Raw genomic sequence first — 25,398 nt, 5'->3', positions numbered from 1 at the left:
TCAATTAGCTTTTAAACGGTTTGTTCTATTTGCGTAAAGTGGCAGGGTCCAGTAACAGATCATCGATACGATGCACCAACCCATTGCTGGTCAGCTGATCGGCCCCGATGGCGAAACCATTCCGGTAATGCAGGGTAGACGGTCCATTGGTGCTGAACCCTTCCTTTATCACATCCATCATATCGATAATGGCATTTTCCGAACTGTAGTACCAGTTGTACTCATAAAAAGGTTTGATGGCAAAATTCCCGACATTGATCATCGAAGAGATAGGGCCAGAGGTACCCGAGATCTGTACCCAGTCGGTAGAAAAAACACGCTTGGATTTTAACGCCAACGGATATATGTTAAAGGCAATTGCTTCATATTTCTCCGGGTCCAGGCGTGCCGCACTATCTGCCGTGATATTGTATTTTCGGAAAGCTTCGTTGTCCGGTACAAATACGGTGAATGGCCCCTTGTCCTTCAGTCCGTCCCACAGTTTGCAGCGCTTCATCACGGTCACAAAAATGGACAGGCTGGTATCGGCCTGGAGGTAATCCTGGATAGTGACAGCGTTGAAGTTGAGCGGCTTGCGGATCACATGTACCACGCCATTAGACAGTGCGACATTCCGTTTGGAATCGGGGTATACCATCGAGCCATTCACAAATACCTCTCTTTTTTCAGCCGGTGTATTAGTGGCATTGAGATCACCGGACGATGACACAAACATTTCCGCACCAGCCAGCGTCACGTATTTGTTACCCATCTGCAAAGGGAAATCAGAGATATACTTACGGTCTTTGAACACGTGGTACCTCACCAGCATACGCAGACTTTCCGGGTCCATGGCGTCAAAATCACGCGGACTGGTGATGCCTATATCATTGAAGGCTTTGTTGTCCGGAGCAAAACAGGTGAAAGGGCCGGGTTGGTTCAGGCTGTCCAGCAGACCCGTTTTCTGCATGGCCGCGGCCAACAGGCTGAGGTCATAGTTATTACGGATAAAATCACCCATAGCACGGGCCGGAGCAGTATCTCTTGGTGGCGTCAGATCATCTTTCTTACATCCTGCCATGATCAACAGGAAAAAGAAAAACAAGCAGGACAAAGTATAATATCGCATAGTCATCATTTTTTAAGACCTGTTTAATACACAGGAGGTTCGTACTTACGCTGAATGGTCATTAAATAAAACTTGCCATTGACATATTCAACAGTATTGATGGTAGCAAACGACCGGTTCAAATATTTGCCGGAACGGATGGTCACCACCATGCCCGTGAGCAAGTCTGCCAGCATGGGAAAAGCCACACTGCCCGTCATATTGGCCGGCCCTATCCGTAATTCGGTAAAGCGGCCATTGGATTCAGCCATGTACTGTATAAAAGGATTATTCTCATAAGTATAAGCCGGCGACAGGAACGTAAAGGTCTGTGCAGTCCTTCCGTCGTATATCTTATTGGCAGTAGTGTCGGGGAATAAAGGGTAACTATAGTAAGGATGTACGGCCGGATCATGGGAGCGGACCACCGCACCCATCAACCCACCGGTGTGACCAGCCACAGGTGACGGATTATTCCTGTCATTGACCTTGCTCAGCGAGTAAAACACGTTCATGGTGTCCCGTATCTTCAGGTTAAAGATCTCTGCGCTGTTGCGTATTTTCGCGCGTTCAAAGAAGCCGCTGGAGCTCAGGTTGTAAAAGTTGACATATACCAGCGAATCAGAGAAAGGCTGATTGATAAATGTTTCCTTTCGTACATAGATACCCGGTGTTTTAGTGTCCACATCTTTTTCCAGCACGTGCATGGTATATACTTCCCTGCTGGAGAAGTCCAGCACCGTATCAATGATGATCTGGCTGCGCAGGTCTTTCGGCAGCTGAAAGAAGGGCACCTCGCTGATGGGACGGCTCACAAATATGATGCGGTGTTTACCCGCAGGTACCTGTGCCCAGCTGGACAGGTCATAGCCGTTGAGCACCGGGCCAGCCAATACTTTGGCACTACCGGGGTACTCTTTCTGGAACAACGTAGTGTTGACAGCGTCCGGATAAGGCCGCGCCCACGCAGCGCGTTTGTCGAGGAAATCACCGGTAGTTTTGGCGGCTACGGGAATGCCGTTCGCGTCCAGCTCAGGGTCCATCAGGAACGTGAGGAATGGTTGCGGCGCTTCTTTATTATCGACAGTGATATTATAATCCAGGTTATTGAATATCCGCAGGTAGGCCGGCTCCGCGATAGTGGTATATTCCGTTTTCCGGCAGGCCGTGCCCACAGCTATCCACAGTAAAAGCAAAAGGATAATTCTGTTATTCATGTTACTGATTATGTTTGATGATGATCATCCGGGCTTTTTCGCTTCCCGGCTTGCTGGTATTGAGGTTACCTACTAACGCCACCGTGTATACGCCAGCTTCGCTGATGGGTGACTGTCCCGCAGGATACAGTTCCGGGCGGGCAATAAAATCCCGGCTCCGCAGGGGAGTAACGTCCCTCAACCAGTTGCCCGGTATCACGTTTTCCTTAGAGGCATAAGCCAGCACACTTTGATAAAAGTTGGCGTCCAGCATCACATAAGGGTTCTTCACCAGAGGAATACCCAGTTGCAGGCGCTGACCGGCATTCGAGTTACCCAGCATCTGCCCATCATCTGTAGTGAAAGTGGCTTCCGGCAGATCAGGGCAAAAGTTCATGAAACGTATCCAGCTGGGGAATTCGATTTTAGTGGTACTGTAGCTGCCATCTTCTGTGGCGCCGTTATAAAAGGTGTTGCTCAGGTTATTGGCCACTACGCTGATGGCGGCTTTACCATCTTTTTCGTATATCCATAGGGTGCTGTTATCGCCGGGAAGCAGCGAAATAGTACTGTCTGCCAACGCAGCGCCGGAAGCATCAGATACTTTCAGTACATGCGTTCCTGTTATACAAGGCTTAAAGGCGGAAGCTGCCGCAAATGCGAGGGTATTGCCTAACGGATTTCCATCTACCGTTACGTTGATAGATTTACCAGGCAGCACATTGATGGCCTGTAACTGGGCATAGGTATTGTTTTGCGGCTCCACATCGGTAATGATGCGGAAAGCATTGTTTTTAGTGGGATAAGTTTCTCCGTTGTCACTGCCGGTAGGATTACGGAAATTCGCCTGGTCAGCCACCACAATGGTGTACACTCCCCCCGGCTGGTAACTTTTCAGCGGCGCGAATGTCAGCTTGCTGTCCACAAAACCATTTACGCGGGGTTTGGCTCTTACGCCGGGCAACATCATGGTACCGGTCTGTGGGTTGATCACGTTAAAGTCCTGTGCACTACCGCCCACGCCAGGCACCATTTGCCCGTTCATTGTCATGACTTTCAACTGGTAAGTACCATAGGGCAGTTCCACATAGTCGGAATACTGTCCTATCCCAATGTTCTCCAGTCCCGCTACTGCCGTACCATCTGCCCACACTACCCGCATATTGCCACTAAAAGGCGTATTGGAAGAACTAAGGTTCAACAGCCTTACTTTGCATCGTTCCGGGTTGGCCGGCGGCGATACAGAACGCGGGATGGCAAACAAGGAATCTGTCAACTGCCCGGTATTAGGGGCGAAGTAAGTGAAGTAATAGTCAACAGGGTGAGTAAAATCATCCTTTGCCACAAAGCCTCTGGTCAGTGCCAGTGAGAAATTGCGCACAAAGGAAGCAAAGCGTATATCCGTTACCGTTCCATCAGCACTGACAAACTGCTGGGGAATGGTATAGGTAAGGCCCATACGGCCCGTTTCCGGAAAGAAGGGCGTACCCTTTGTGGTGGTTTGATCGTAGTAACCTTCAAAATTGGGCAACATAAAAGCAGACAGCTGCTTTCCGCTGATCATCAGCTCTGTGGCGGCACGCAGGTTCACGATACGGACACTGGAAGCTGCATCGGCCTGCGGGTTGACGCGGTTATCGTACGTAAAGTCCTCTTTTTTAGTGCAGGACGTCAATACCCCGGCACTCAACAGGTACAACATCACCGTGTGTAAGCATCTTTTCATTGTATTCAGATTAGCTTGTTTCAGTTAGTATTTACAAGGTGTAGCTCAGTCCCAGCATGATCTCGGTACCGCGTTTATAACTGCGGCGGATATACTCTTTTCCGTAGTACTTCCCGCCGGTGTTTGGATTCGCATACACTTCCTGCAATGGCCGGTCGAGAATGTTTTTGGCATACCCTTTAAACATCAGGCGTTTATAGATACGCTGGCTCAACACGAAGTCCAGTACCGGATTGGGACGGGTATACAGATCAGGCGTACCATCGAGGTTCACCTGTATCAACCGCTCTCCCACCATATTGAAGGTGGCGGTCATATCAGTGCCCAGCTTGCTGTTGAAATAGTTGAGGAACACGTTGATGGAATACGGGGCCTGCTCAAACAACGGACTGTTGGACGGAGCGCGGCGGTCCAGTGCCTGGGAGGCCTGCATCCTTTCCGCGGTCTTTTTGATTTCGCTTTGCGCGAGCAAAAGGTTGGCGCCCAGGTTAAAGTGGTTGAGCGCCGGCACCAGGGTGCCTAAATTCTTTACGGCTTCCAGCTCTATTCCGTATACACGTCCTCTGTTGGGATCGTTCTGGAACTCAATGGCAGGAAACTCAGGGAAGCGTGCATCCAGACCGGAAGTCTGTTGTTTATATACTTTCGTCAGCTGGTTATCGATCTCTTTATAAAAAACAGAAGCAGACAGCACCTCTCCGGCGGAAGGGAACCATTCCCAGCGGAAATCGTAGTTGGTGGTCAACTGGTTTTTCAGTTTCGGATTACCCACTACCAGCGCGAACTGGAACGGATCGAAATCAAAAACGTTGGTCAGTTCCCGTAGTTCGGGGCGCGCCAGGGAATTGCTGTAGCCCAGGCGGAAATTCATTTTCTTATTCAGTGTATAGGTAAGGTTAGCAGAGTAGTAAGGCTTGTAATCTGTTTTGTAAATGGAGTTAGGTTCGGTATACACCAGGTTCACTTTATTGCCATCTTTGTCGGGCGTGCTGATAGACGGATCAAGGAATACACCGGACGTATCCACTGCCGCCTGGATATCGGTCAGCTCGAAACGCACGCCACCCGTGAGGCGCAGGTTATCGGTAAGGTGCAGGTCCAGCATACCGTAGAAGGCACGGGTTTCATAGAACCCTTTATAGTTGTTGGGAGACTTCTGGATATTGTACAGAAAACCACCGGTGACAGGCTGCCCTTCCGGATTGTAAGCAGAAGGCGGACGAACACCAATACGGTCATAACCCACAAGGCGGTTAAGGTCACCATTTACTTCGTATAACGGCAATGCCTTGTTGGCAGAGTAATTGGAGCCGGGCAGGAACAATACGTTCTCTGTGAATTCGCGCTTGCGGTGCAGGTAGTTGACACCTGTTTTAAATTCCTGCCTTAATCCAGCCACTTTAAAAGGGATGGTGAGATCCGCCTTATAGTTATAGTTTGTTTCGTGCAGCTTGCGGAAACGGCGGCCATTAGGATCGGCCTGGATGATGCCGTAAGGGCCGTAACCATTTACATATCCGGATACCAGGGAGTATAGGTCCGGGGAATAAGCATATTCAAAAGAACCGCCTGGTGTCTGCGTAGGCTTCTGATAAGCGCCACCACCAACGGGTTTGTAGTCAGCAAGATTCACAAAACGGTAATCAGGATCATCCTGGCTGGAAGAAGAGGTAGCCAGGTTATAGCTCAACCGCGGGCTGTACTCTCCTTTCAGGAATTTGTGTTCACCTTGCAGGTTAAATGTATTGAGCGTACGGTAGCTCTGTTTGAGGGAGTAAATAATATTGGAGACAGTGCCTGGCAAACCCGTGTATTCATAAGCGCCAAAGAGATTGGTCGCTTTCGTTTCTGCGCCACGGCTACCCAGGTACTGCATACTGATTTCGTGCTGCGGATTAAAGCGATAAGCCAGTCCGCCCAGAAAGCCGTAGTTCAGGGTTTGAACACCGGTGTTTTCTTTATACGTCAGGTATTTTCCCAGGTGAATATTGTTAGGGGTGATGTAGTTGGGAATGATCCGCGGGCTGTATACATCGTTGCTACCGGTAAGCACACCCTGGTAGATGCTCCACTGGTTGAGCTCTCCGCCGTAGGTGTCTGTTACGCGGCTGTAATAGTTGGCGCCGGCAATGATACCTACCTGGTGTTTTTTAAATACTTTGAAGTTATTGCCGTAGGTCAATGCGTACAGCTGATTGAGCGGCGCAGATTTATATTGGGTGGTCAGCACCGGGTCAAACTGATGCATGATACGGTTGATCCGGGCAGCTTCGGCCTGCATAGCAGGATCATTACGGCTAAACGCAATTTTGTCCTGTATCTCGCGAAGACCGTTAGGGTATTGTTTGGCGAGGGCCTGGAATTCATTGCTCAGTCCTTTGCTTTTTATTTTTTCGCCGAGGAAACCGCTTTCGCTGTTATAGAAACTGTTCACTTTTCCGCCGAGGCCTACCTGTGTGTTGAAACCACTCTGTATCGTGATATTGAACGTTTCGCGGTCGGGGATGGATTTGGTTTTCAGTTCCACGATACCGGCAGAAGCGTCTGCTGGTTTATCAGGCGTGCTGCTTTTATACACGGTGATATTGTCCAGCAGGCTGGAAGGCACCAGGTCGAGCGGGATAGCGCTACGGTCAGGATCGGAGGAGGCGAGGCGTACGCCGTTGAGCTGACCGATCACGCTACGGTCGCCGAGGCCGCGGATAGCCACGTATTTATCATCTGTGATCGTTACACCGGACACACGCTGCAATGCCTGTGTGGTGGTGATGCTGGCCGTTCTTTCAATATTCTGGGCAGAGATACCGTCGGATATCACGGCCGCATTTTTACGATCGTTGAGCAGCGAGGCTTCCGTATTGGTACGGCGACGGGCTTCCACCGTTACGCCGCCGAGCGTTTTGCTATCGGCCTGGATATGGATGTCCAGCGCTTTGCTGGCGCCTACTTTCACCATTTTGGTAGCATAGCCCACGAAATAAACCACTAGTACATCAACGGTATCTTTTACTTCCAAGGTGAAGCGGCCGCCGGCATCGGCGGTGAGATGATTACCGTTGCTCTGCACCAGTATCTCTGCACCACCGATCGGCATGTTCTTTTTAGCATCTCTGACAACGCCGCTCACGGTACGCCATTTACGGGGCGTTTCCGTTTTGGGCTGCGCTTTACGGATGACGATTTTTTTGTTGTCGGCCATTTCAAACTCCAGGCCAGTGCCTTGTAACAGGTACATCACCACTTCCTGTATGCTTTTGTTATCGAAGCCGGTGTTGTATTTTTTCCCGGTGGCATTCACTTCTGCCGGATTGTAAAAGAAAGTGACGCCGCCGCGCTGCTGCACCATTTCGAGGCAGCGGACCAGTCCTTCGTTTTTAAAGCTGACACTGATCTTTTTGGCCAGCGCGTTGTCCTGGGCGACCGCTGTTGTCAGGAAACACAACACCAGCGCCAGGCTGCACACCCATCTCCACCCTGTCCGTTTTAATCCCGGTAAAATTTTTTCCTTCATTCGTTTTGATTGTTTTTTTGAAAAAAGATCCCCCATTACCACCGCTTGCGCGGTGGTGTAAACAGGTTTTAGTGTTTTAGTTTTAGCTGTTAGTTGCTGATGTTTATTGTTCCGTCTTTATGTTTTTGGATGGTCAGCCGGTAAGACAAAGCGATCACTTTCAGCATGTCCGGTAAAGGATCACCGGCATCGAAGGCGCCGGTAAATTTCAACTCACGGATGCTGGTATCGCTGACTTGTATTTTCACATTGAACAGGTTTTCGATTTCGCGGAAGACTTCTGCTAAGGAGGCGTTGTTAAAAACCAGCTGCTTGCTGGTCCAACCAAGGTCTACTTCATGATGACGGTTGATGTTCACTACGCCGCCGGCTTCATCATAAAACAGTTCCTGGTTGGCCGTCAGTTGTGTAACGGGGAAACCTTTCGTTTCCGCAGAAACCGCCACACGTCCGGTTTTCACGCTTACCCTGGCTGCCTGTATATGGCTGCTGTCGGTCATGACAAAAGAGGTGCCCAGTACCTGTACCTGCAGGTGCGGCGCTGTAATGGTAAAAGCGGCGGAAGGGTTGTGTGTGACATCAAAGAACGCTTCCCCGTTGAGGCGCACCTGTCGCTTTTTTCCACGGAAATGGCGGGGATAGCTGATTTCGCTGCCGGCGTTGAGCACCACCACAGTACTATCGGGCAGTACCACCTGCTTCACCTGAAAGGCACGTGCCGTCACTGTTTCCAGCGGCACCGGGTCTATAGCATCGAGGATATCATACTGGTATTTCCAGGCGAGGGAAGCGCCGCCGAGTAGTACGATGCAGGCTGCGGCGATACTGCGCATTTTTGAAAAACGTATAACCTTTCCCGTTGGTCCCTCATTCATTTCAAGGCGCAGGCGTTCCAGCACTTCCTGCCGGTGAGCTTCGCTTTGTGGGCTGGCGGGCGTTTGCCGGGCTTCGTCCAACGCTGTTTCATACCACGTTTCTATCAGCGCAGTTTCCTTACCCGAGGCATTTCCTGCCAGGTACCTGTTGATGATTCGTTTTAGTTGTGCTACATTCATATTGACCGTATATCAGGCGTTCCATGCCTTCGGGTAAAAAAAACTGTTCGTCTCTATCTATATGTTCCCGGAAAAGGAGGCATTGTCCCGTGTGGTCAGGTTAAGGAATTATTAACAAACAAAGAGGTCAGCAAAAATAAGGGCAACAGCAATGTGGTGGCGGAGTGTTTTAAGTGCGATGTGCAGCTGATTGCGGACGGTTTTTTCCGATACGCCCATCCGTTGGGCTATTTCTGCGATGGACATTTGTTGGCGGCGGCTCAGCAGAAACATTTCCCGGGTCCGGGGAGGCAGTGTTTCCAGCTGGGATTCAATCTCATTAAAGAGATCGGATTCGTGTAGTTTATGCCAGATACTGTTCAGCACCGGCAGATAATGTTCGTGTACCCGGTCCAGGTGTTCGGGTTTGTCGAGTATTTCCTTCAGCCGTTTCAGTGACTGGTACCGTACCGCCTGCAACAGGTAATGCTGGAGGGAACCGGTGATCTCCAGTTGTTCCCTTCTTCCCCACAGGGAGATGTATACCATTTGCACCACGTCTTTGGCGTCATCATCTGATTTGAGTATGCGTTCTGCCAATGCGTACAATAGCTGCCAGTGCTTATTGAAACAGGTTTCAAAAGCCTTTTTATCGCCAGCCTTGATCTGGTGGAGCAACTCGAAATCTTCACGGGTTTGCATGAGCAACTGCTTTTTTGACATTGCCCTGCAAAGTAAAGCAATCCGTTTTCGGGGTTATTTTAATTTAATGTTATCAATTATTTTTATCAAGCGACACTGTAACTCCGTCATTTTTAAATAGAATTAAAAACAATGTGATATTTTTTCAGTCCGTCGATGGAGGGAATAATCAATACCCGCGTTTATGTTAGAAGAGAGTTAATTGATTAATTGTGCCAAAGCAACATTTACCTACGCCTGTATTTTCGCTGATTGTCAACAATCGCCTGCCATCGTGGTTCCAACGCCCGCTGACAGTTACAGTACTGTATTTCATCGGTACGCTGGTGCTGTTTATTCAGTCACTGGCTACGCAGCGATATAACAATTTTATTATTTTCCGCAGCTCATGGGACCATATGCTGCATCATATGCCGTTGTATCAACTTTATCCCGATACTTATTTTGATTACTTTTTATACCACCCTACTTTCCCTATCCTGTTTGCACCACTGGCCATTTTACCGGTCACGTTGGGGCTTTTTATCTGGCTGATGGGCAGCGCCGGTCTTTTTCTGTACGCCCTGCGTCAGTTGCCGGTTGCTGCCAACAAGCGCTATATCATCAGCTGGTTGCTGATATTAGAGCTGTTGAACGCCATTCAGTCCTCACAGACGAACCCCATTATGGCAGCGCTGATGCTACTCACGGTGATTAACCTGGACCGTAGCAAACCTATGCTGGCCGCGCTGTTCACTTGTATTTGTTTTTTCATCAAAGGGTATGGCGCCATTACCGGACTCGTATTCCTTTTCTACGACCGGAAGCTCATCTATCTCGGCTACTGTGCGCTGTTTGGCATCATCGGCACGCTGCTGCCACTGGTGGTGATGTCGCCGGCGGAGCTGCTACAGGCTTACCACGATTGGTTTAAGCTGATCACCAGTCCTGTTATATTGGAAGACGGTTCCGTGCGCGGAATGATATACGCGATGCTGCACCTGCCACAACAACCCGGCGGCATTATCGGGAGGACCGTTACCGCGCTGGGCTTGTCCGGCCTCGTGTCCGCCCTCTATTTTGCCTGGAAAAACAGGCCGCAGCACTACCACTGGATCATTGCAGGTTACCTGCTCCTCTGGGTGGTATTGTTCAATCAGAGTACCGAATCACCTACCTATATTATGGCTGTAACCGGCGCTGTAGCCGGATTGATGATGCTGCCCGAAAAGCCGCTGTCTGTCATCCTGCTGGGACTGCTGGTGTTCGTCACCTCCCTCTGCCCTACTGACCTCGTGCCTTCTTTTATCAACAAGGTAGCAGTGAACTATCAGTTGAAAGCGCTGCCCTGCCTGTTGGTACTGCTGTATTTCCAGTATTACCTGTGTTTCACCAAACCAGGTAATACTTCGCAGGAACAGCTGGCGGCATAGGCGCTCATCCCCGTTTTGCGGCGCTCCTGTACTTTACTTTTTTTATGTGCAGCGGAACGGTTTACTTTGTCTGGTATGAAAAAGCAGACACCTCTTTCACCGTACTGGCAATGCCAGCTGGCAGGCTGGACGATCGCCGCCCTTTACTGGGAGGTGGACGCTTTTGTCCGTAGTCCGACTTTTAGCTACTCCTTTGCAGCGCTCAATTTTGTAGCGGACATCGGCGTCAACCTGTTGCTGACGCATGGCTACCGCCGGTTTGCGCTGCAACATAGCTGGCACCTGTTACGCCCCAAACCGCTAATGCTGCGCATCATGCCCGCCATTGTGATACTGGCTATTTGTTTCACTCTCGCGGTAACACTGCGTTTCTACTGGTGGGGCTATCATGCGCAGCCCTTCTTCCAATACCTGCAAACCAACAGCCAGGTACCATTTATGACCGGGATCCGCACCATGGCCGTATGGGTACTGGCGTGGCACCTGTATCATTATGCCCAGCAACAAAATGCTGCTGCCCGCGAGAATGCACGGTTACAGCTGCTGGCTAAGGAGATGCAGCTCGACAATCTCACCGCTCAACTCAATCCTCATTTCTTTTTTAATTCTCTGAACAATATCAAATCACTGGTGCTGGAAGACCCGGCGCTGGCACGCAGAGCGATAGACCTCCTTTCCGACCTGCTGCGCAATGCGCTGTACAAACGGTCCGACCAACTGGTGACGCTACCCGAAGAACTGCAACTGGTCAGCGATTACCTGGAACTGGAGAAGTTGCGTTTTGAAGACCGGTTACAGGTAGACATCCGGGTAGACCCGGCACTGACAGGCATTTCCGTTCCACCCCTCAGTATTCAGACAATGGTGGAAAACGCGATCAAACACGGCATTGCACATAGTATAGCAGGCGGCTGCGTAGCGATCAACGTTACGCAGCAAGGCGCCCATATCCTCTTGTCCGTACAAAATCCGGGGGTATTACAATCATCCACCTCCGGCGGACTGGGCATCCGTAACCTGCGCGAGCGGTTGCTGCTGCAGTTTCAGGGACGGGCCTCTTTCCAGATAACAGCGTTGCCGGAAGAACAGGTACTATCCGTTGTTTCCATTCCTGCTGTGCAGCGGCCATAAAAAAACAGTATGCAAAAGATACAGGTAGTGATCATAGATGATGAGCGTGCCGCCCGGGAAGAGATCAAACGGGCGTTGCAGCCCTACACCGATTACGAGGTGGCGGGAGAAGCACGTAATGTGCCCGAGGCCCTTGAACTGGTCCGGGATGTGCAGCCCGGCCTGTTATTTCTCGACGTGCAGATGCCCGGCGCCAGTGGCTTCGAACTGCTGGCCAGCCTCACGGACGTGCCCGATGTTATTTTTACAACGGCCTATGACACCTATGCCGTTCAGGCTTTCGATAACAATGCGCTGGATTACCTGCTGAAACCCTTTCGTACAGAGCGGTTTGCACAGGCCATGGAGAAACACCGTACCAAGGTACGGGAGCGGGCGGCATTGTCCGGCAGCATAGTGCCCGATAAACAGTTGTTCATCAAAGATGGCGATCAGTGTTTTTTCCTGCGGCAAAACGATATCTACCTGGTGGAGTCGGTCAACAACTACGCCCGCATCTGGTCAGCCGGCAGGCAGGCATTGATCAAGACCTCGCTGAATCAGCTGGAAGAACGGCTTGATCCCACCTGCTTTTTCCGGGCCAACCGGAATCAGTTGGTCCATGCCCGTTATATCACCGACATTACTCCTATCGACGGAGGCCGGCTACAGCTGACCATCCGGGGCGACATATCCGTCATCGTGTCCGGCCGACAGAGCGTCCGTTTCAAACAATGGAATAAAATGTAATCCTTCTCCCTTTAATATTTTGTAAGATGATTTTCAAGAGATCTATTCTCCTGCCGGCATTGTTATGCCTCTACGGGAGCGCCGTTGCGCAGTCAATTCCGTTTCCACGCGAAGCCACCACTCAACCCGGGATACTCGCCCAAGAGATGCCCGCGTTAGCTGCAAAAGTGCTGCCACGGCTCCAGCCCGGACCAGATACATGGGCCTACCTGCAACAGTTGCTGATGGTACAACTAACCGCCCGGCAATATGCCGCCGCGCTCCATACCATTCAGCAATACCGCGCCGCTTATGCAAAGAGCGATCCTGAAAAAGCAGCGATCCGGTTCATCCAGTATGAAACCTACGCCAACGCCATGCTGCGCAAACAGCCAATGGACAAAGCTTTCCCGGAATCGTTCCGGGCATCACTGGCACGGCTGCACGCCGCCAGCCGTTATGCCCTCGATAACTGGTATACTGACGACAGCGCTTCCCTCGCCGCCGATCTGCAACGGCAGCTGGCGCAACAGGCCGGACAGGATAGTATCACACTCCCGGACGCCATACAGTTATGCCAGCGGTATACTGCGTGGCAGCTGATGCCCCGCATTGCCGCGATGGCAGCGCCGTTGCTGCAACAGGTGGACCGGCAGCAGTACCTTATCCGCGACAGCCTGCTGATACGCACCCGCGACGGCGCCAGCGTGTCCGTGATGGTAGTGAGGCCCAGGCACCAGCAGGGGCCGTTGCCAGTTATCTTTTTCTTCACCATCTACACAGATGAAGTTAACCTCACTATCGCCAAAGAGGCGGCCGACAAAGGTTATGTAGGCGTAGTGGCCAATACCAGGGGAAAGCGCCTCAGCCCGGATATAACGGAACCTTATGAACACGATGGCAATGATGCCCGCGACGTGATCGACTGGATCAGCCGTCAGTCCTGGTGCAACGGCAGTATCGGTATGTACGGCGGCAGTTACGTAGGCTTCACACAGTGGGCTGCTATCAAACACGGCGTACCGCCTGCGCTGAAAACCATCGTCCCATCAGCCGCCGTGGTACCGGGTTATGATGTGCCTAAGGAAAATAACGTGTTCATGAGTTTCGTATATCCGTGGGTGCCTTATGTTACGAACAACAAGTTCCTGGACAATGTAACGTACAACGACCGGGGCCGCTGGAACAATATGCAGTTCAACTGGTATCACAGCGGCGCGGCCTATCAAACATTGGATAGCATGGACGGCACGCCTAACCCTATCTTCCGCCGCTGGCTTTCCCATCCGGCTTACGATGCTTACTGGCAGAGCATGACGGCCTATAAAGAAGATTTCTCCCGGATAAACATCCCCATATTGAGTACTACCGGTTATTTCGATGGAGCACAAATCGGCGCCATGTATTATTTCCGGGAACACTTACGGTACCGGCCCAACGCGGAACATTATCTCGTGATCGGGCCTTATGATCATCTCGGTTGCCAGCATGTACCGGCTCCCTACCTCAACGGCTATACGCTGGACAGCGTGGCACGTATCAGTATCCATCAGTTGATTTATCAATGGTTTGACTATATCCTGAAAGGCGCTCCCAAACCCGCATTGCTGAAAGACCGTATCAATTACCAGGTGATGGGCACCAATCAGTGGAAGCATGTATCCTCACTGCGTCAGATGAATAATGATACACTGACGTTCTACCTCGCGCCGCAGCGGCTGTTGCAACAACCACCGACGGATACCGCCTTCCTGCCACAGCAGGCAGATCTATCCGACAGGAACAGCGAATTTACCGGTAATTACATTCTTTCCAGCCTGATCGACAGCAGTATCAATACCGCCAACGGACTGATGTTTGTCAGCGAGCCGTTGCCAGCTGATATTACCATCAATGGGTCTTTCCTTGGTCAACTACAGGTCATCCCCAATAAAAAAGACGTGGACCTTGGTATCGACCTATATGAGCAAACACCCGATGGGCGGTATTTTCAGCTCTCCTATTTTCTCGGACGGGCCAGTTATGCGGCCAGCCTGGAGAAGCGCCAACTATTGACACCCGGTAACATCAACACTATTTCGTTTAGTAATACCCGTATGATCAGCAAACAATTATCAAAAGGCAGCCGGCTGGTGGTGGTGATCAACATCAACCAAAATCCTTTTGAACAGGTCAATTATGGTACGGGAAAAGATGTCAGCGAAGAAACTATGACCGATGCCGATGAGCCAGTGAAGCTGCTGTGGAGAAACGACAGTTATGTCCGGATCGGTATCACACACTAGAAAAGATGACTTGATAAGAATACATTAATCGTAATATTTTTATTTACAAATACTTTGATATAAACAAAATAGAATATATTTTAGCAGTCGACAGTAACAGACCCAAGTTTGTATACCATAGAAAACCATTGAAATAGTAAACCACACATAACAACCTATGAAAAAACAGTTACTCGCGTTAGCGGGCATGGCTCTGTTGTTTGCTGCCTGTTCCCAAAAGGATGATCCACAACCAGCAACAAACGCATTCACCGGCCTGCTGAAAGGTATGTACAACGTAACAGATACCAGCCGTTATGAATACAATGACGACAAAACCGTATCTACCGTACGTTATGGCTTCATCGATGATACGGAAGTAGGCGGTGGTATTGTTACCATGAAATATGTTAGTGGCAAAGTTTCAGAAATATGGGAAAGCACCTACAACGGGTCATTGGTGTTTGGCCCCAAACAACAAATGGTATGGGTGACTTATGTGGGCAACAACATCCAGAAAATCAGGATGCGGGAGAATGCCGACTATAGCATTGTTGATTCAATCCGGTATAACAATGGTAAAATGGAAAAAATATTCCACATTGGCAACCATAACACACAAGCGGTTATTGTCAATACTGATTCACTGGTGTGGACAGGCAGCAACATTACCAAGGTAATCCGTGAAAGCATAGATGGAAATGGCGGCGCCGCGTATACAGACGTGTATACCTTCGACGATAAACCCAACGTATACACGGACATCATGCCTTCCATGCTGGACGGTACTTTTATCGCAGAACCCTTTAATGCCAACAATGCAGTAAAAGTAGTCAGGTCTGAAGCCGGAAAACCCGATCGCACCAATACTTTTCAATATCAATACAACAATAAAAACAAAGTAACACAAAGAACTGCTACCTATCAGTTCGACGAAGGACCCGGCACGCAGGTCACCGTTTTTGACTATTACCAATAAGCGAACTATTCAATTATTAAATCACACATAACAACCTATGAAGAAACAATTACTCGCACTGGCGGGCATCGCCGTATTATTTGCTGCCTGTTCCAAAAAAGAGGACGCACCATCTGAAAACCCGACCACTGGCCTGTTGAAAGGCATGTACAGCATAACAGACACTACCCGCATTGAGTACAACAACGACAAAACTGTATCCAAAATAGCATACGGTTACATCGATGGTACAGACGTAGGCGGCGGTATTACCACCGTGAAATACGCCAACAGCAAAGTATCTGAAATCTGGGAAACTACTTACGCTGAATCAAAAGTATTTGGGCCTAACGAGCTGTTAGCGCAATTTGTGTATGTAGACAACAAGATCCAGAAGATCATCAATCCGGGAAAAGCCACCGATTACCTGTATTATGATTCCGCCCGTTACAATGCCAGCGGCAAACTGGAGAAGGTATTCCGTTACGGTGGTCTGAAACCAAACGTCACCAAAGGCAGCACAGATTCTATTGTGTGGACAGGCAACAACATTACCAAAGTAGTGCACGAAGGCTTCTACACCGATAACGGCGTTGAAAAACTCAGCTACACTTACACAGACACCTACACGTTTGATGATAAACCAAGCTGGCAGGCGCCACTGGGAGCCGCTACTATGGATGGTGGTTTTGCACCGGAAGCATTCAATACCAACAACATCCTGACACAGACAAGGGTCCAGGCAGGACAGGCTGACCGCACCAACACTTATGTATACGTATATGATGAGAAAAACAAAGTCATCAAAAGAACGGCCACCTTCCTGTTTGACCAGTCTCCTGGTACTGAAGTAGCAGTTTTTGAATACTATCAATAGTCGTTACCGTTATTAACGAAAAAACCGCCTTCGTAATGAAGGCGGTTTTTTGTTTTATGCATTGCGCCATATTTCCAGCAGCGAGTAGTTGCCATCCGGTTCAAACCGGATCTTCCCGAATCCGGCCTTGGTAAATTTGGCTTTAATATCATCAATATGGGTGGTCCAGGCTTTGCCGCTGTCCATTATCCGAAACCATTGCAGGGTTTTGATATGCATGATATTGCCCAGGTGTTCCAGTTTGGAACAATCGGAAATATCCAGTCGTTCCAGTTTGGAAAGATGTTCCAGGCCTTCCAGCGATACCAGTTTCTTATTCCATTTGATTTCTGCATCACAGAGCTGGCCATACCCTTTTAACCCTTTAAAATCTTCGTGTTTGCCTTCCATCCAGCCAGCAAACTGCAGGGAGTCTGCGCCTGCCTGGTTGAGTGTTTCCACGGTGTCGGCCTTATAGAGGAACAGGTTTTTCAGGTGGGGGCATTTTCCTATTTCGGAGGGGTCCAGCTTTTTATTGCCAAGTGTGATCGTCAATGTAGTAGAAAGCCCCGGGAAGCTGTCCGCATAAAAGTCAGACGCCACCCTTCCCAGGTCAAGCAGATTAATATGTTTCAGCACAAGTGACTTATCCCAGTTCACTTTAGGCTTGTTATCGCTCAATACGCCTACCTGCAATGCTTCCAGGCTGGGTGGCAGATTTTCCGCTTTCAGATGTGGTACAAACCACGAAGGGATGATCAGCGTTTTAAGATTTGGCAAAGTAGCCACTACAGGCGGTATTTCCGTGGTGTTGGTATCGTCAGGCCACAGCTCCAGGAAATCAATATCAGCCAGTTTGTTTTTTTCCACAACACCCCATTCCAACCCTCTGTCTTTGTATCCTTTGAATTTCTCTTTTTCCGCGGTATGCAGTGTTTGTCCCATGAGCCAGCGGGGTGTGCCCGAAGGAATAATTTTACCGATATAACTGATAGGCATTCCTGATTTATTTAGATTAAAATTTTTATTCGGTCCAATCTGCGCCGGCCAGATCACGTTCTCCCTGGAATTCGTCCACTCTGTTTTCTGCCGCCGCCCGGATGGAGTTTTGTGATCCGTTCATTTTGGGCACGTTGCCGTTGTCGTCCATTACTTCCTGCTCAAAGCTGCGCAGCACGTGGTTTTTAGCTCGTCCTTCCGCAATAGGCACCTGGCTGAGATCGCCCATGTCTACCTTTTTGATAGTGAGTGTTACATCTTCCCTCATTTTACCCTCGGCGTCAAACAACATTTCTGTCGCTTTTTTGTGTTTCTTCTCCCCGCTGGCCAGCCTTTCCAGCAGATTGTCTGCCGAGCCGGTGTATACCTTTCCATCATGTTCGATATGATATACTCCCGGGCCTTCGGGTACACCCGCCGCCCTTAACTGTGCCTTGCGGCATTCCAGGCCAAAAGCATCGATAAAGGCATTGGGATCTTTTACATAGGCGTACAGGGTAGCGCCATTCCCTAACAGTCCCAGCGGATCCTGACTGATGTATTGTCCTTCTTCGGGGCTGTAATAACGGAAACGGTTATAGTACAAACCGGTTTCCGCATCTTCATACTGTCCCTGAAAACGGAAGGGTATAAAGTCCTTCGCTCCTTCGAACTTACGCACATTCCCATAAATATCCAATTCAGCCGCCCATATTTTCGCTCCCTGCCCGTCATACGCTTCACAGGGAGTTCCCAGATGATCTGTGAGGATAGTATACCGGCCTGTTGCCGTGAGCTTAGCTGCAGGGCACATCGTACCCTCATCAAATATCCAGGTGACAAGGCTTTCCGGGGGCACTGGTTCAGGACGGTCCATTGCCAGTTCTCCATATTCGTTTATCGCGATCACCGGTTTTTCAGACAGCGGGTAAGACCATTCATGCAATAATTTGTTGGTATCCCAAACATACCGGGTGACCTGTCCATTAAAAATCTTTTCTGTTCTGCGACCCAATGCATCATACCGGAAAGAGACTGTTTTCTGGTCCGGGCGCAGTACTGTTTTCAACATACCATTGGCATACCAGTCGTATTCCCAGATTTCCGGTGAGCCTGATTTAGTTACTATTTTTTTACGCAGATACCCTTCCTGATCGTAAGTAAAGCGGGCTGTGTCTGTTTCCTGTAATCTTCCCCCCTCGCTGTATTTACGGTCATTCCGCGTTTGCATTTTATACAGGTTGCCGCCTTTATCGGGTACGCGGTAATCATAATTACCATCTTCATATTGTGCCCATACCAGGTAAGACGATTCATCATAACCATAGTTGATAATACCTCTGGTTTGCGCGTCCAGTAACTGTTTGAGCCGTTGGTTGGCATCCCAGTGGTATTGCCGGTGCCGGGTGATACTTCCGTTACTGTATACCTGATGAACATCCGGCGTTCCTGCAGCTGATGAACCAGGATGATAAGTCCAGCAGCTCTTAACGCCTCCCGGCAACGTTCGTTCTGTTTCCAGGCCCAGCAAATTACGCTGAATATGTGCTATCCATGGATCATTATCCGCTGTGTCAGCCGATATACCGGTGAGCGCGCCAAAGTTGTCCCACTGCATTTTTATATCTGCTCCCAGGCTGCTTTTCAGCGCTATCCGTTTACCGTCCGTATTGTAGCGATTATTGATTACGCAACCGTCCTGCCACTCTGTGATGATATTGCCGGCACCATCTCTTTTGAAACGTACCACGCTATTGTTGTTGGCCGCTTCAATGATTTGGCCGTTGCGATTGTAGTTGAACGTCTCCCAGCTGCCGTCGTTCCACTCCACGCGCGACAAATCTCCGTTGACACTATATTCAAAACGCGTCCACTGGTTACCCGGACGATGTACCTGGATAACACGTCCGGCACTGTCGCGTTCAAAACGGCGGACTATCCCGTCGAACCCGGTTTCTGACACAACCTGTCCTGCTGCGTTACGGGCAAACCGGTAAGTTTCTCCCAGTGTGTTCACAATGGCTGTCAGTTGTTCATCCCGGTTATAGACATAATGTGTCTTTTTCCCGTTTTCCTCCCGCTTTTTCAGGCTGCCCAGCGCAGTATATTCATAATGTACTTCATGTTGTTTATCCCTGGCAGTCACCACTTCCTCGTAAGCATTGTACTCCAGCTGGATGTGGTTACCGTCCGGCAGCCATACATCTGTGGTGCGGCCCAGTGCATCATAACGGAACTGCTGTTGCTCACGGAATGGATTTGTTAGCGTCAGGCATTGTCCCCAGGCGTCGTAGCTCCATTCGCTGTGAGAGCCATCGGCCATCGTCACACTTTGTACGTTGTGGTCCTCGTCGTAGGTGATCGTGGTAGCACTATCGTTTTCTTCCTCAATACGTCTTAGCAAATGCCGTTCATTATACCGGTATATCCGTATGCGCCCATCTTGCTCTGTGATGGTATGCAACAGACCTGAGCCGGCATAATAAATAAAAGTGCGGCTGTTCCCTTCTGCGTCTGTGACGCTGATGAGTTTGCCCTGCTCATCGTAGATAGCCCTTGTCTCCGATCCATCTGGCTTCACCATACCCGTTTTCAGTCCCCTGTCATCATACGTATAACCGGTAACGTTACCTTCCGCATCTATCACCCGGTAAATTTCCATATCAGGCGTGTATTCATAAAATATGGAATTGCCTAACGGGTCTTTTACCTGATGCACTACGAAGTCCGGTGTATAATAGTAGGTGGTGATATGTCCCTGTGCATTGGTGACTTCATTGTATCCTGCTTTGGGATTGTAAGCAATAAACCCTTCCAGCACACCGCCATCGCCGAAAGAATGTGTACAGCGTTGTTGCCGGTCGTATTCCCAATAAAAAGAAACGCCGTCGCGGCCTGTCTTTTTCACCATCAAATGGTCACGATAGGTAATATGGGTCGTCTGGTCCAGCGCGTCCGTAATAGTAAGCAGGTCGCCATCTTCGTTATAGGCATAACGCACCAGTACTTTCTCCTCCCCGTGATGACGGCCGATGACGCTGAGGATGCGCCCTCTGTCATCGCTGGTCATTAGCAGATGACGGCCGGCGCTATCGATAACACGCAACAGATGGCCAGATGCATTGTAATGGAAACTTACCAGGAAACCGGTTTCTGTGCTGATGCTCATCAGCCGGTATTGTTCGTCCTGCGGATGTATCTTGCGGAAGATACAGGTATAGCGGTTATCCTGTTGAAACAATGCAAATTCATCGTGATGGGTACGTGTAAGCTGTAGTCTTTCGTGCCGGTTGTAATCAGTATTACCAGCAAAGGGCAGCGCGTCAAATACAGCAGTACGGCCATCTCCCAATAGTACAGCAGTAGCGCCTTCCGTCGGCAGTTCCTCCAGGCGCATGTCATACTTCAGGTGGTTGCCATGCCCCAGCAGTCCTTCAAAAGGACTGTCGCTATTCCATGACCGCTCCCATTTCAATGGAATAGGCCCTGGCAGCTCAAAATCAGTATAGTCATAAATAACAATGCCCTGCACCAGGTCTACCGGCTCCAATCCTTTTTTACACAGGAAACTGCTGAGTTTATTGCTGCCTATTTTTTTCTGTAGTTTATTGTTGAATTTTGTCAGTGCTTTTTTACCCAGTTTGCCAACACCTTTCATCAGCGCCCCAAAACCAAACGACATGATGAGGTTCAGCAATACACCCGCCCAATCCGGCACAAAAGGCCCTCCTACCATTACCGGTTTTCCGAAAGACAACGGAATAGAATAAGAAGTAGGGAGGTACAGGCTGGGGATGGGAATAAATTTTTTCCCTGGTTGCAGGGACAGCGGCATTCCGATATCGTTGCAGGTCATTAACATATGTCCTGATGGGCTCATCAGGTTACCTTCCACCTTTACTTTCTTGCTGCCAAAAAAATTCACCGAATCATGTCCTATCATGGGAGCCAGCAAAAACGGACCACCCATCGGGATGTGAAAGAGAAATACCAGCATTCCGCTGGTGTCGCTCTTTCCTCTTGGCACGTGGTTGATTTTGGTAGAGGCGCCCATAAAGGGGATATAGTCCATGGGGTCCACCACCAGCCCTATGTAAGGATGAGGCAACGGCACAGGAAAACCTAACAGGATAACGATGTGGATATCCAGCCCCAGGACTGGCGTAAAATGTTTATTTGTGACTAACATCGATATGGTTTGGGGGCCACTTTCAGCTGACCGGATTGAACAAAATGGTTTGACCTAACTCTTATGTATAAATATAAGAAATCCTAACCAGTATTGGCCTGCCCGGAGTAACAAATTAACTATCTGATGATATGAGAAATTCCCGCTGTTATCCTGGAAATATGGATTTTCACTGGTTAACCAGAAAATGAACAATACGGCAGACGCTGCCGGATACAGTGGTGATTTTCAGTGTATGGGGCCCCGTAGTCAGCCCATCGCCCAGTACCAGGTACCATGGCAGATAAAGACTGCGGCTCCATTGTGTACGGGTATCTATCTGTTGTTCCGGCTTTCCGTCGATACTATACCGGATAACGCCTGCATCGGGGCCTGACAGCAGCGCCACGCCTACTGTGCGCCCCGTAAAAGGCAGCTCAAAAGAGGCCGCTGTTGTGCCGGACACCAGCATGGGCACCTCCACAAATCCCGGACGGGTATGCACTTTGTCCGATGGCTTCCAGGATTCATCTACCACAAAATCCTGCAGATGATTCGCCGTATGTACGTCTACGTATTGACCGTTGGCATAGTTGAACGGATCTGTTACCGCTGGGATTTTTGCCGCGACCACCTTCCGCGGCGCCGGTCTGTTGAACGCACTGTCCAGCAGCTGCCGGATGGTATTAAAGTAAATCTCCTGTCCAAATGGCGACGGATGCAGGTCTTTAAAATCATTCTTCCAGGAGAATTCCCCCGCGTCAATACGTGTTGTGACTTCCTTCGCCAGGTCCACAAACGGCAGCTGGTAACGCCGCGCCATTTCCTCATGCAGCGCCACTTCCGCCGGTACTTTCCCTGCCCGGTAATCCGCCATTTTATCTTCGTCCACAAAAGCCATCAGTACAATGTTCATATGCGGATTGGCAATGAGCGCGTGCCGGATAATGCCTTCCAGCGCGCGCCGCTGCACCGCTGCCGGCGTACTATTGACTTTATCATTCACTGCCGCTTCCACAAAGAGCAAATCCACACGACCTTTGTCCAGCACATCCTGCTGCAACCGGAAAGCATGCGGCAAACTGCCCAGCGAAGGGATACCGGCATTCAGCAAGGAGAAAACCGTAGCCGGATAAGTGCGGGCAAGATAATCCCCTACCTTGCCGCGCCAGCCTTCCATATTGGTAATGGAACCTCCCAGGAAAGCTACCGTAGCCTGCTTACGGGCACTGATCTGATACCAGGTGTTATCCAGGTTGCCATAACGGGTAATAAAAGTTTCGCTTTTCAGTTGCGCCAACGCAGGAAACATGGCCAGTAGTAATAACAATACCGGAACTAGTTTTTTCATAACGGAACATTCTACTAACAAGATAATAGACAACATGGAAACATTCAAATTCCCAGGGCTGAAGCCCTGGGCTACGCTGTGGGATATAATTTAATTTCTTTCCAGCTTAGTCTCTTTTCACCGGCTTTAGGACCTGACAACCCAAGCAAGTCATCTATTGTAGCCCAGGGCTTTAGCCCTGGGAATTTGATTATTAATCTGATTTAGCTATCTTAAAGCTGCTAATGCTGCCAACAGCGATGATGTAATTTCATGGACCTGATATGAACAACTTGCCTGATGATGCTGCTATGACGACCAACCTGTGCCAGGGCGACAGAGCGTCTTTTGTACTGCTGTATGAACAGCATGCCGGCGAGTTATATCGTTACATTTATCTTTTTATCCGTTCCCGCGAAGATGCGGAAGATATCCTCCAGAATGTTTTTACGCGTATCTGGATGAAACGGGAAACACTCGGAGAAATCCGTTCCATACGTAGTTTCCTCTTCCGCGTTACCCGCAACCAGGTACTCAATTATTTCCGGAGCGCCAAGGTGAAGATGCGGGTACAGCAACTAATGGCCGCTGAAGATGCTCCCGAAAATGCCGATGCCGGTGAGCTGTTGCAATACAAACAATATTATGAGCTGGCCAAAGACGCCATTAATAAATTGCCGAAACGCCGCCAGGAGGTATTCCGCCTGAGCCATGAAAGCGGGCTGAATACCCACGAGATCGCCGACCAGCTGCATATCTCTTCTTCCGCTGTGAAACAACACCTCTATGCCGCTTCAGATTTTATCCGTGATTATCTGCAGAAACACGGGGATATCACCGCTTCCCTGCTGGTTTTCCTGACGCTCTTCGACAATTGTCTATAACAGTCACACGCCAACGGGCGACGAAGAGACAGGCATCATGATAAGATATCTTCACACATACTTATCTTGTAATTCTACTTAAAATATGATTTACGTATCTCCCCAACAGTTAAAAAATTTTTTTTCTAACTGACCTGTCTTATTTTGGTGTACGCGTGTCTTATTAATAGCTGTGCAACCAAAATGTCGCTTTATGAACAATGAAGAAGCAGGCCTCTTCGTAAAAAGATACGCTGCCGGGACCGCCACCCCTGAAGAACATGCGGCCTTCGAGCAATGGATCCACGGACAACCGCTACAGGAAGTACAAAGTCTGCTGGACGAATACACCCTGCTGCTGGAACAGCATCCCGTATGGCTGCCGGCCGACCGGGAGCTGCTGGACCGTATGCTGCGTGAACTGGACCGCCAGCAACCGGCCCGGATCATTCCGTTGCCATGGTGGAAAAGAAAACGTACGCTCGCCGCAGGTGTAGCCCTATTATTGGCCGCCACCGGTTATGCTTTGTGGCAACAAACTGCCTTTCGCAGACAGTCGTCCGTCGCGGTGGTGACCAACATCCCCGCCGGCAGCAGCCGCGCCACGCTGCAACTGGCAGACGGCACCACCATTGAGCTGGACAGCACCGGCGCCGCAGGCGCTACAAAACCCAACCACGTCCTGAAAATAACAGCAGGACTATTGCAGTACAATCCACAACGGGAAACCGCCACCACCGTATACAATACGCTCTCCACCCCGCGGGGCGGACAATACCAGCTGCTGCTCCAGGATGGCACACGGGTATGGCTAAACGCAGCTTCTTCTATCCGTTTTCCGGTAGCGTTTAACGGCAACGACCGTACGGTGGAGGTCAGCGGAGAAGCTTATTTTGAAGTGGCCCCGCAGGCGAACAAACCCTTTATCGTAAAAGCTGGCTCCATGCAGGTCAACGTACTGGGTACCCATTTTACGATCAGCGCCTATCCGGAGGAAACCCAGATACGCACCACCCTCGCAGAAGGCAAAGTAGCCGTCACCGCCGGCAACAACACCCTGCAACTGTCACCCGGTCAGCAGTCGGTACTGCCCAAAGGCAGCGATGCCTTTACGCTCCGTACGGTAGACACCGACCAGGAAATGGCCTGGAAAGAAGGCCGCTTTATTTTCAACGGCAATATCCGCGACATCATGCCACAGCTGGAACGCTGGTATGATATACAAGTGGAATATGAAGGCAACATCAGTAACCAGGCATTTATAGGAGATATTTCACGGAATGAAAACCTGAGCGAAGTATTGAAAATACTGGAGCTCACAGGAAAAATACATTTCAGGTCAGTTAACAGAAAGATTATCGTATCACCGTAAAAACAGCATATCGTATCAACCAAAATTAACAACATGTAATTCCATCCGAACAGGATAACCGAAGAAAAACCCAGACGCGGTCGCAACGCGTCCGGGTGAGTA

General features: G+C 49.7%; 17 protein-coding genes. 8 read left to right on the top strand and 9 right to left on the bottom strand.

Going from position 1 to position 25,398, the window contains the following annotated elements:
- Nucleotides 1–25: 25 nt before the first annotated feature.
- The 6 genes from HHL17_RS33020 to HHL17_RS32995 form a co-directional block, all read right to left on the bottom strand.
- Nucleotides 26–1,108, bottom strand: a complete 1,083-nt coding sequence (locus tag HHL17_RS33020; RefSeq protein WP_169229054.1) for a fasciclin domain-containing protein — start codon at nucleotides 1,106–1,108, stop codon at nucleotides 26–28.
- Nucleotides 1,109–1,131: 23 nt separating this feature from the next.
- On the bottom strand, nucleotides 1,132–2,304 hold the full coding sequence (locus HHL17_RS33015; RefSeq protein WP_169229053.1) for a hypothetical protein: 1,173 nt from the start codon (nucleotides 2,302–2,304) through the stop codon (nucleotides 1,132–1,134).
- Between the two features lies 1 nt (nucleotide 2,305).
- Entirely contained in the window at nucleotides 2,306–4,009 is a 1,704-nt protein-coding gene (locus tag HHL17_RS33010) for a DUF4397 domain-containing protein (RefSeq protein ID WP_169229052.1), read from the bottom strand.
- 31 nt (nucleotides 4,010–4,040) lie between these two features.
- Entirely contained in the window at nucleotides 4,041–7,520 is a 3,480-nt protein-coding gene (locus HHL17_RS33005; protein WP_169229051.1) for a TonB-dependent receptor domain-containing protein, read from the bottom strand.
- A gap of 89 nt (nucleotides 7,521–7,609) precedes the next feature.
- Entirely contained in the window at nucleotides 7,610–8,575 is a 966-nt protein-coding gene (locus HHL17_RS33000; RefSeq protein WP_169229050.1) for a FecR family protein, read from the bottom strand.
- A 111-nt stretch (nucleotides 8,576–8,686) separates the two neighbouring features.
- Nucleotides 8,687–9,256, bottom strand: coding sequence for an RNA polymerase sigma factor (locus tag HHL17_RS32995; protein WP_169229049.1), 570 nt, complete (start codon nucleotides 9,254–9,256; stop codon nucleotides 8,687–8,689).
- Nucleotides 9,257–9,468: 212 nt separating this feature from the next.
- On the opposite strand from HHL17_RS32995, the gene HHL17_RS32990 reads away from it, so the two are divergent.
- The 6 genes from HHL17_RS32990 (at nucleotide 9,469) to HHL17_RS32965 (ending at nucleotide 16,606) form a co-directional block, all read left to right on the top strand.
- Nucleotides 9,469–10,668 carry a glycosyltransferase family 87 protein gene (locus HHL17_RS32990; RefSeq protein WP_169229048.1) on the top strand — a complete coding sequence of 400 codons (1,200 nt, stop codon included), beginning with the start codon at nucleotides 9,469–9,471 and terminating at the stop codon, nucleotides 10,666–10,668.
- Between the two features lie 75 nt (nucleotides 10,669–10,743).
- Nucleotides 10,744–11,799, top strand: coding sequence for a sensor histidine kinase (locus HHL17_RS32985; RefSeq protein ID WP_169229047.1), 1,056 nt, complete (start codon nucleotides 10,744–10,746; stop codon nucleotides 11,797–11,799).
- Nucleotides 11,800–11,808: 9 nt separating this feature from the next.
- The gene (locus HHL17_RS32980; RefSeq protein WP_169229046.1) at nucleotides 11,809–12,528 is read left to right on the top strand and encodes a LytR/AlgR family response regulator transcription factor; all 720 of its coding nucleotides are present in this window, start codon (nucleotides 11,809–11,811) and stop codon (nucleotides 12,526–12,528) included.
- 26 nt (nucleotides 12,529–12,554) lie between these two features.
- Nucleotides 12,555–14,792, top strand: coding sequence for a CocE/NonD family hydrolase (locus HHL17_RS32975; RefSeq protein ID WP_206156244.1), 2,238 nt, complete (start codon nucleotides 12,555–12,557; stop codon nucleotides 14,790–14,792).
- 157 nt (nucleotides 14,793–14,949) lie between these two features.
- Nucleotides 14,950–15,750: a hypothetical protein gene (locus HHL17_RS32970; protein ID WP_169229045.1), complete on the top strand. Its 801-nt coding sequence runs from the start codon at nucleotides 14,950–14,952 to the stop codon at nucleotides 15,748–15,750.
- 37 nt (nucleotides 15,751–15,787) lie between these two features.
- Nucleotides 15,788–16,606 carry a hypothetical protein gene (locus HHL17_RS32965; RefSeq protein WP_169229044.1) on the top strand — a complete coding sequence of 273 codons (819 nt, stop codon included), beginning with the start codon at nucleotides 15,788–15,790 and terminating at the stop codon, nucleotides 16,604–16,606.
- A gap of 54 nt (nucleotides 16,607–16,660) precedes the next feature.
- On the opposite strand, the gene HHL17_RS32960 is transcribed toward HHL17_RS32965, so the two are convergent.
- The 3 genes from HHL17_RS32960 to HHL17_RS32950 all read right to left on the bottom strand — a co-directional run bounded on the left by HHL17_RS32960 (nucleotide 16,661) and on the right by HHL17_RS32950 (nucleotide 23,082).
- Nucleotides 16,661–17,584: a hypothetical protein gene (locus HHL17_RS32960; protein WP_169229043.1), complete on the bottom strand. Its 924-nt coding sequence runs from the start codon at nucleotides 17,582–17,584 to the stop codon at nucleotides 16,661–16,663.
- Nucleotides 17,585–17,609: 25 nt separating this feature from the next.
- The gene (locus HHL17_RS32955; RefSeq protein ID WP_169229042.1) at nucleotides 17,610–21,752 is read right to left on the bottom strand and encodes an RHS repeat-associated core domain-containing protein; all 4,143 of its coding nucleotides are present in this window, start codon (nucleotides 21,750–21,752) and stop codon (nucleotides 17,610–17,612) included.
- Between the two features lie 169 nt (nucleotides 21,753–21,921).
- Nucleotides 21,922–23,082 (bottom strand): SGNH/GDSL hydrolase family protein, encoded by a 1,161-nt coding sequence (locus tag HHL17_RS32950; protein ID WP_240976024.1) that lies wholly within the window; start codon nucleotides 23,080–23,082, stop codon nucleotides 21,922–21,924.
- 263 nt (nucleotides 23,083–23,345) lie between these two features.
- Between HHL17_RS32950 and HHL17_RS32945 the strand changes: the two genes are divergently transcribed.
- A complete protein-coding gene (locus tag HHL17_RS32945) occupies nucleotides 23,346–23,945 on the top strand; it encodes an RNA polymerase sigma factor (RefSeq protein WP_169229040.1) in 600 nt (199 codons plus the stop codon).
- Between the two features lie 193 nt (nucleotides 23,946–24,138).
- Nucleotides 24,139–25,296: a FecR domain-containing protein gene (locus HHL17_RS32940; protein WP_169229039.1), complete on the top strand. Its 1,158-nt coding sequence runs from the start codon at nucleotides 24,139–24,141 to the stop codon at nucleotides 25,294–25,296.
- Nucleotides 25,297–25,398 lie beyond the last annotated feature (102 nt).

This window comes from Chitinophaga fulva (genome assembly GCF_012927205.1).
GTDB classification, from domain to species: Bacteria; Bacteroidota; Bacteroidia; order Chitinophagales; family Chitinophagaceae; genus Chitinophaga; species Chitinophaga fulva.
Note: the sequence above shows the minus strand (reverse complement) of the source record. Positions and strands in the feature narration are given on the sequence as shown.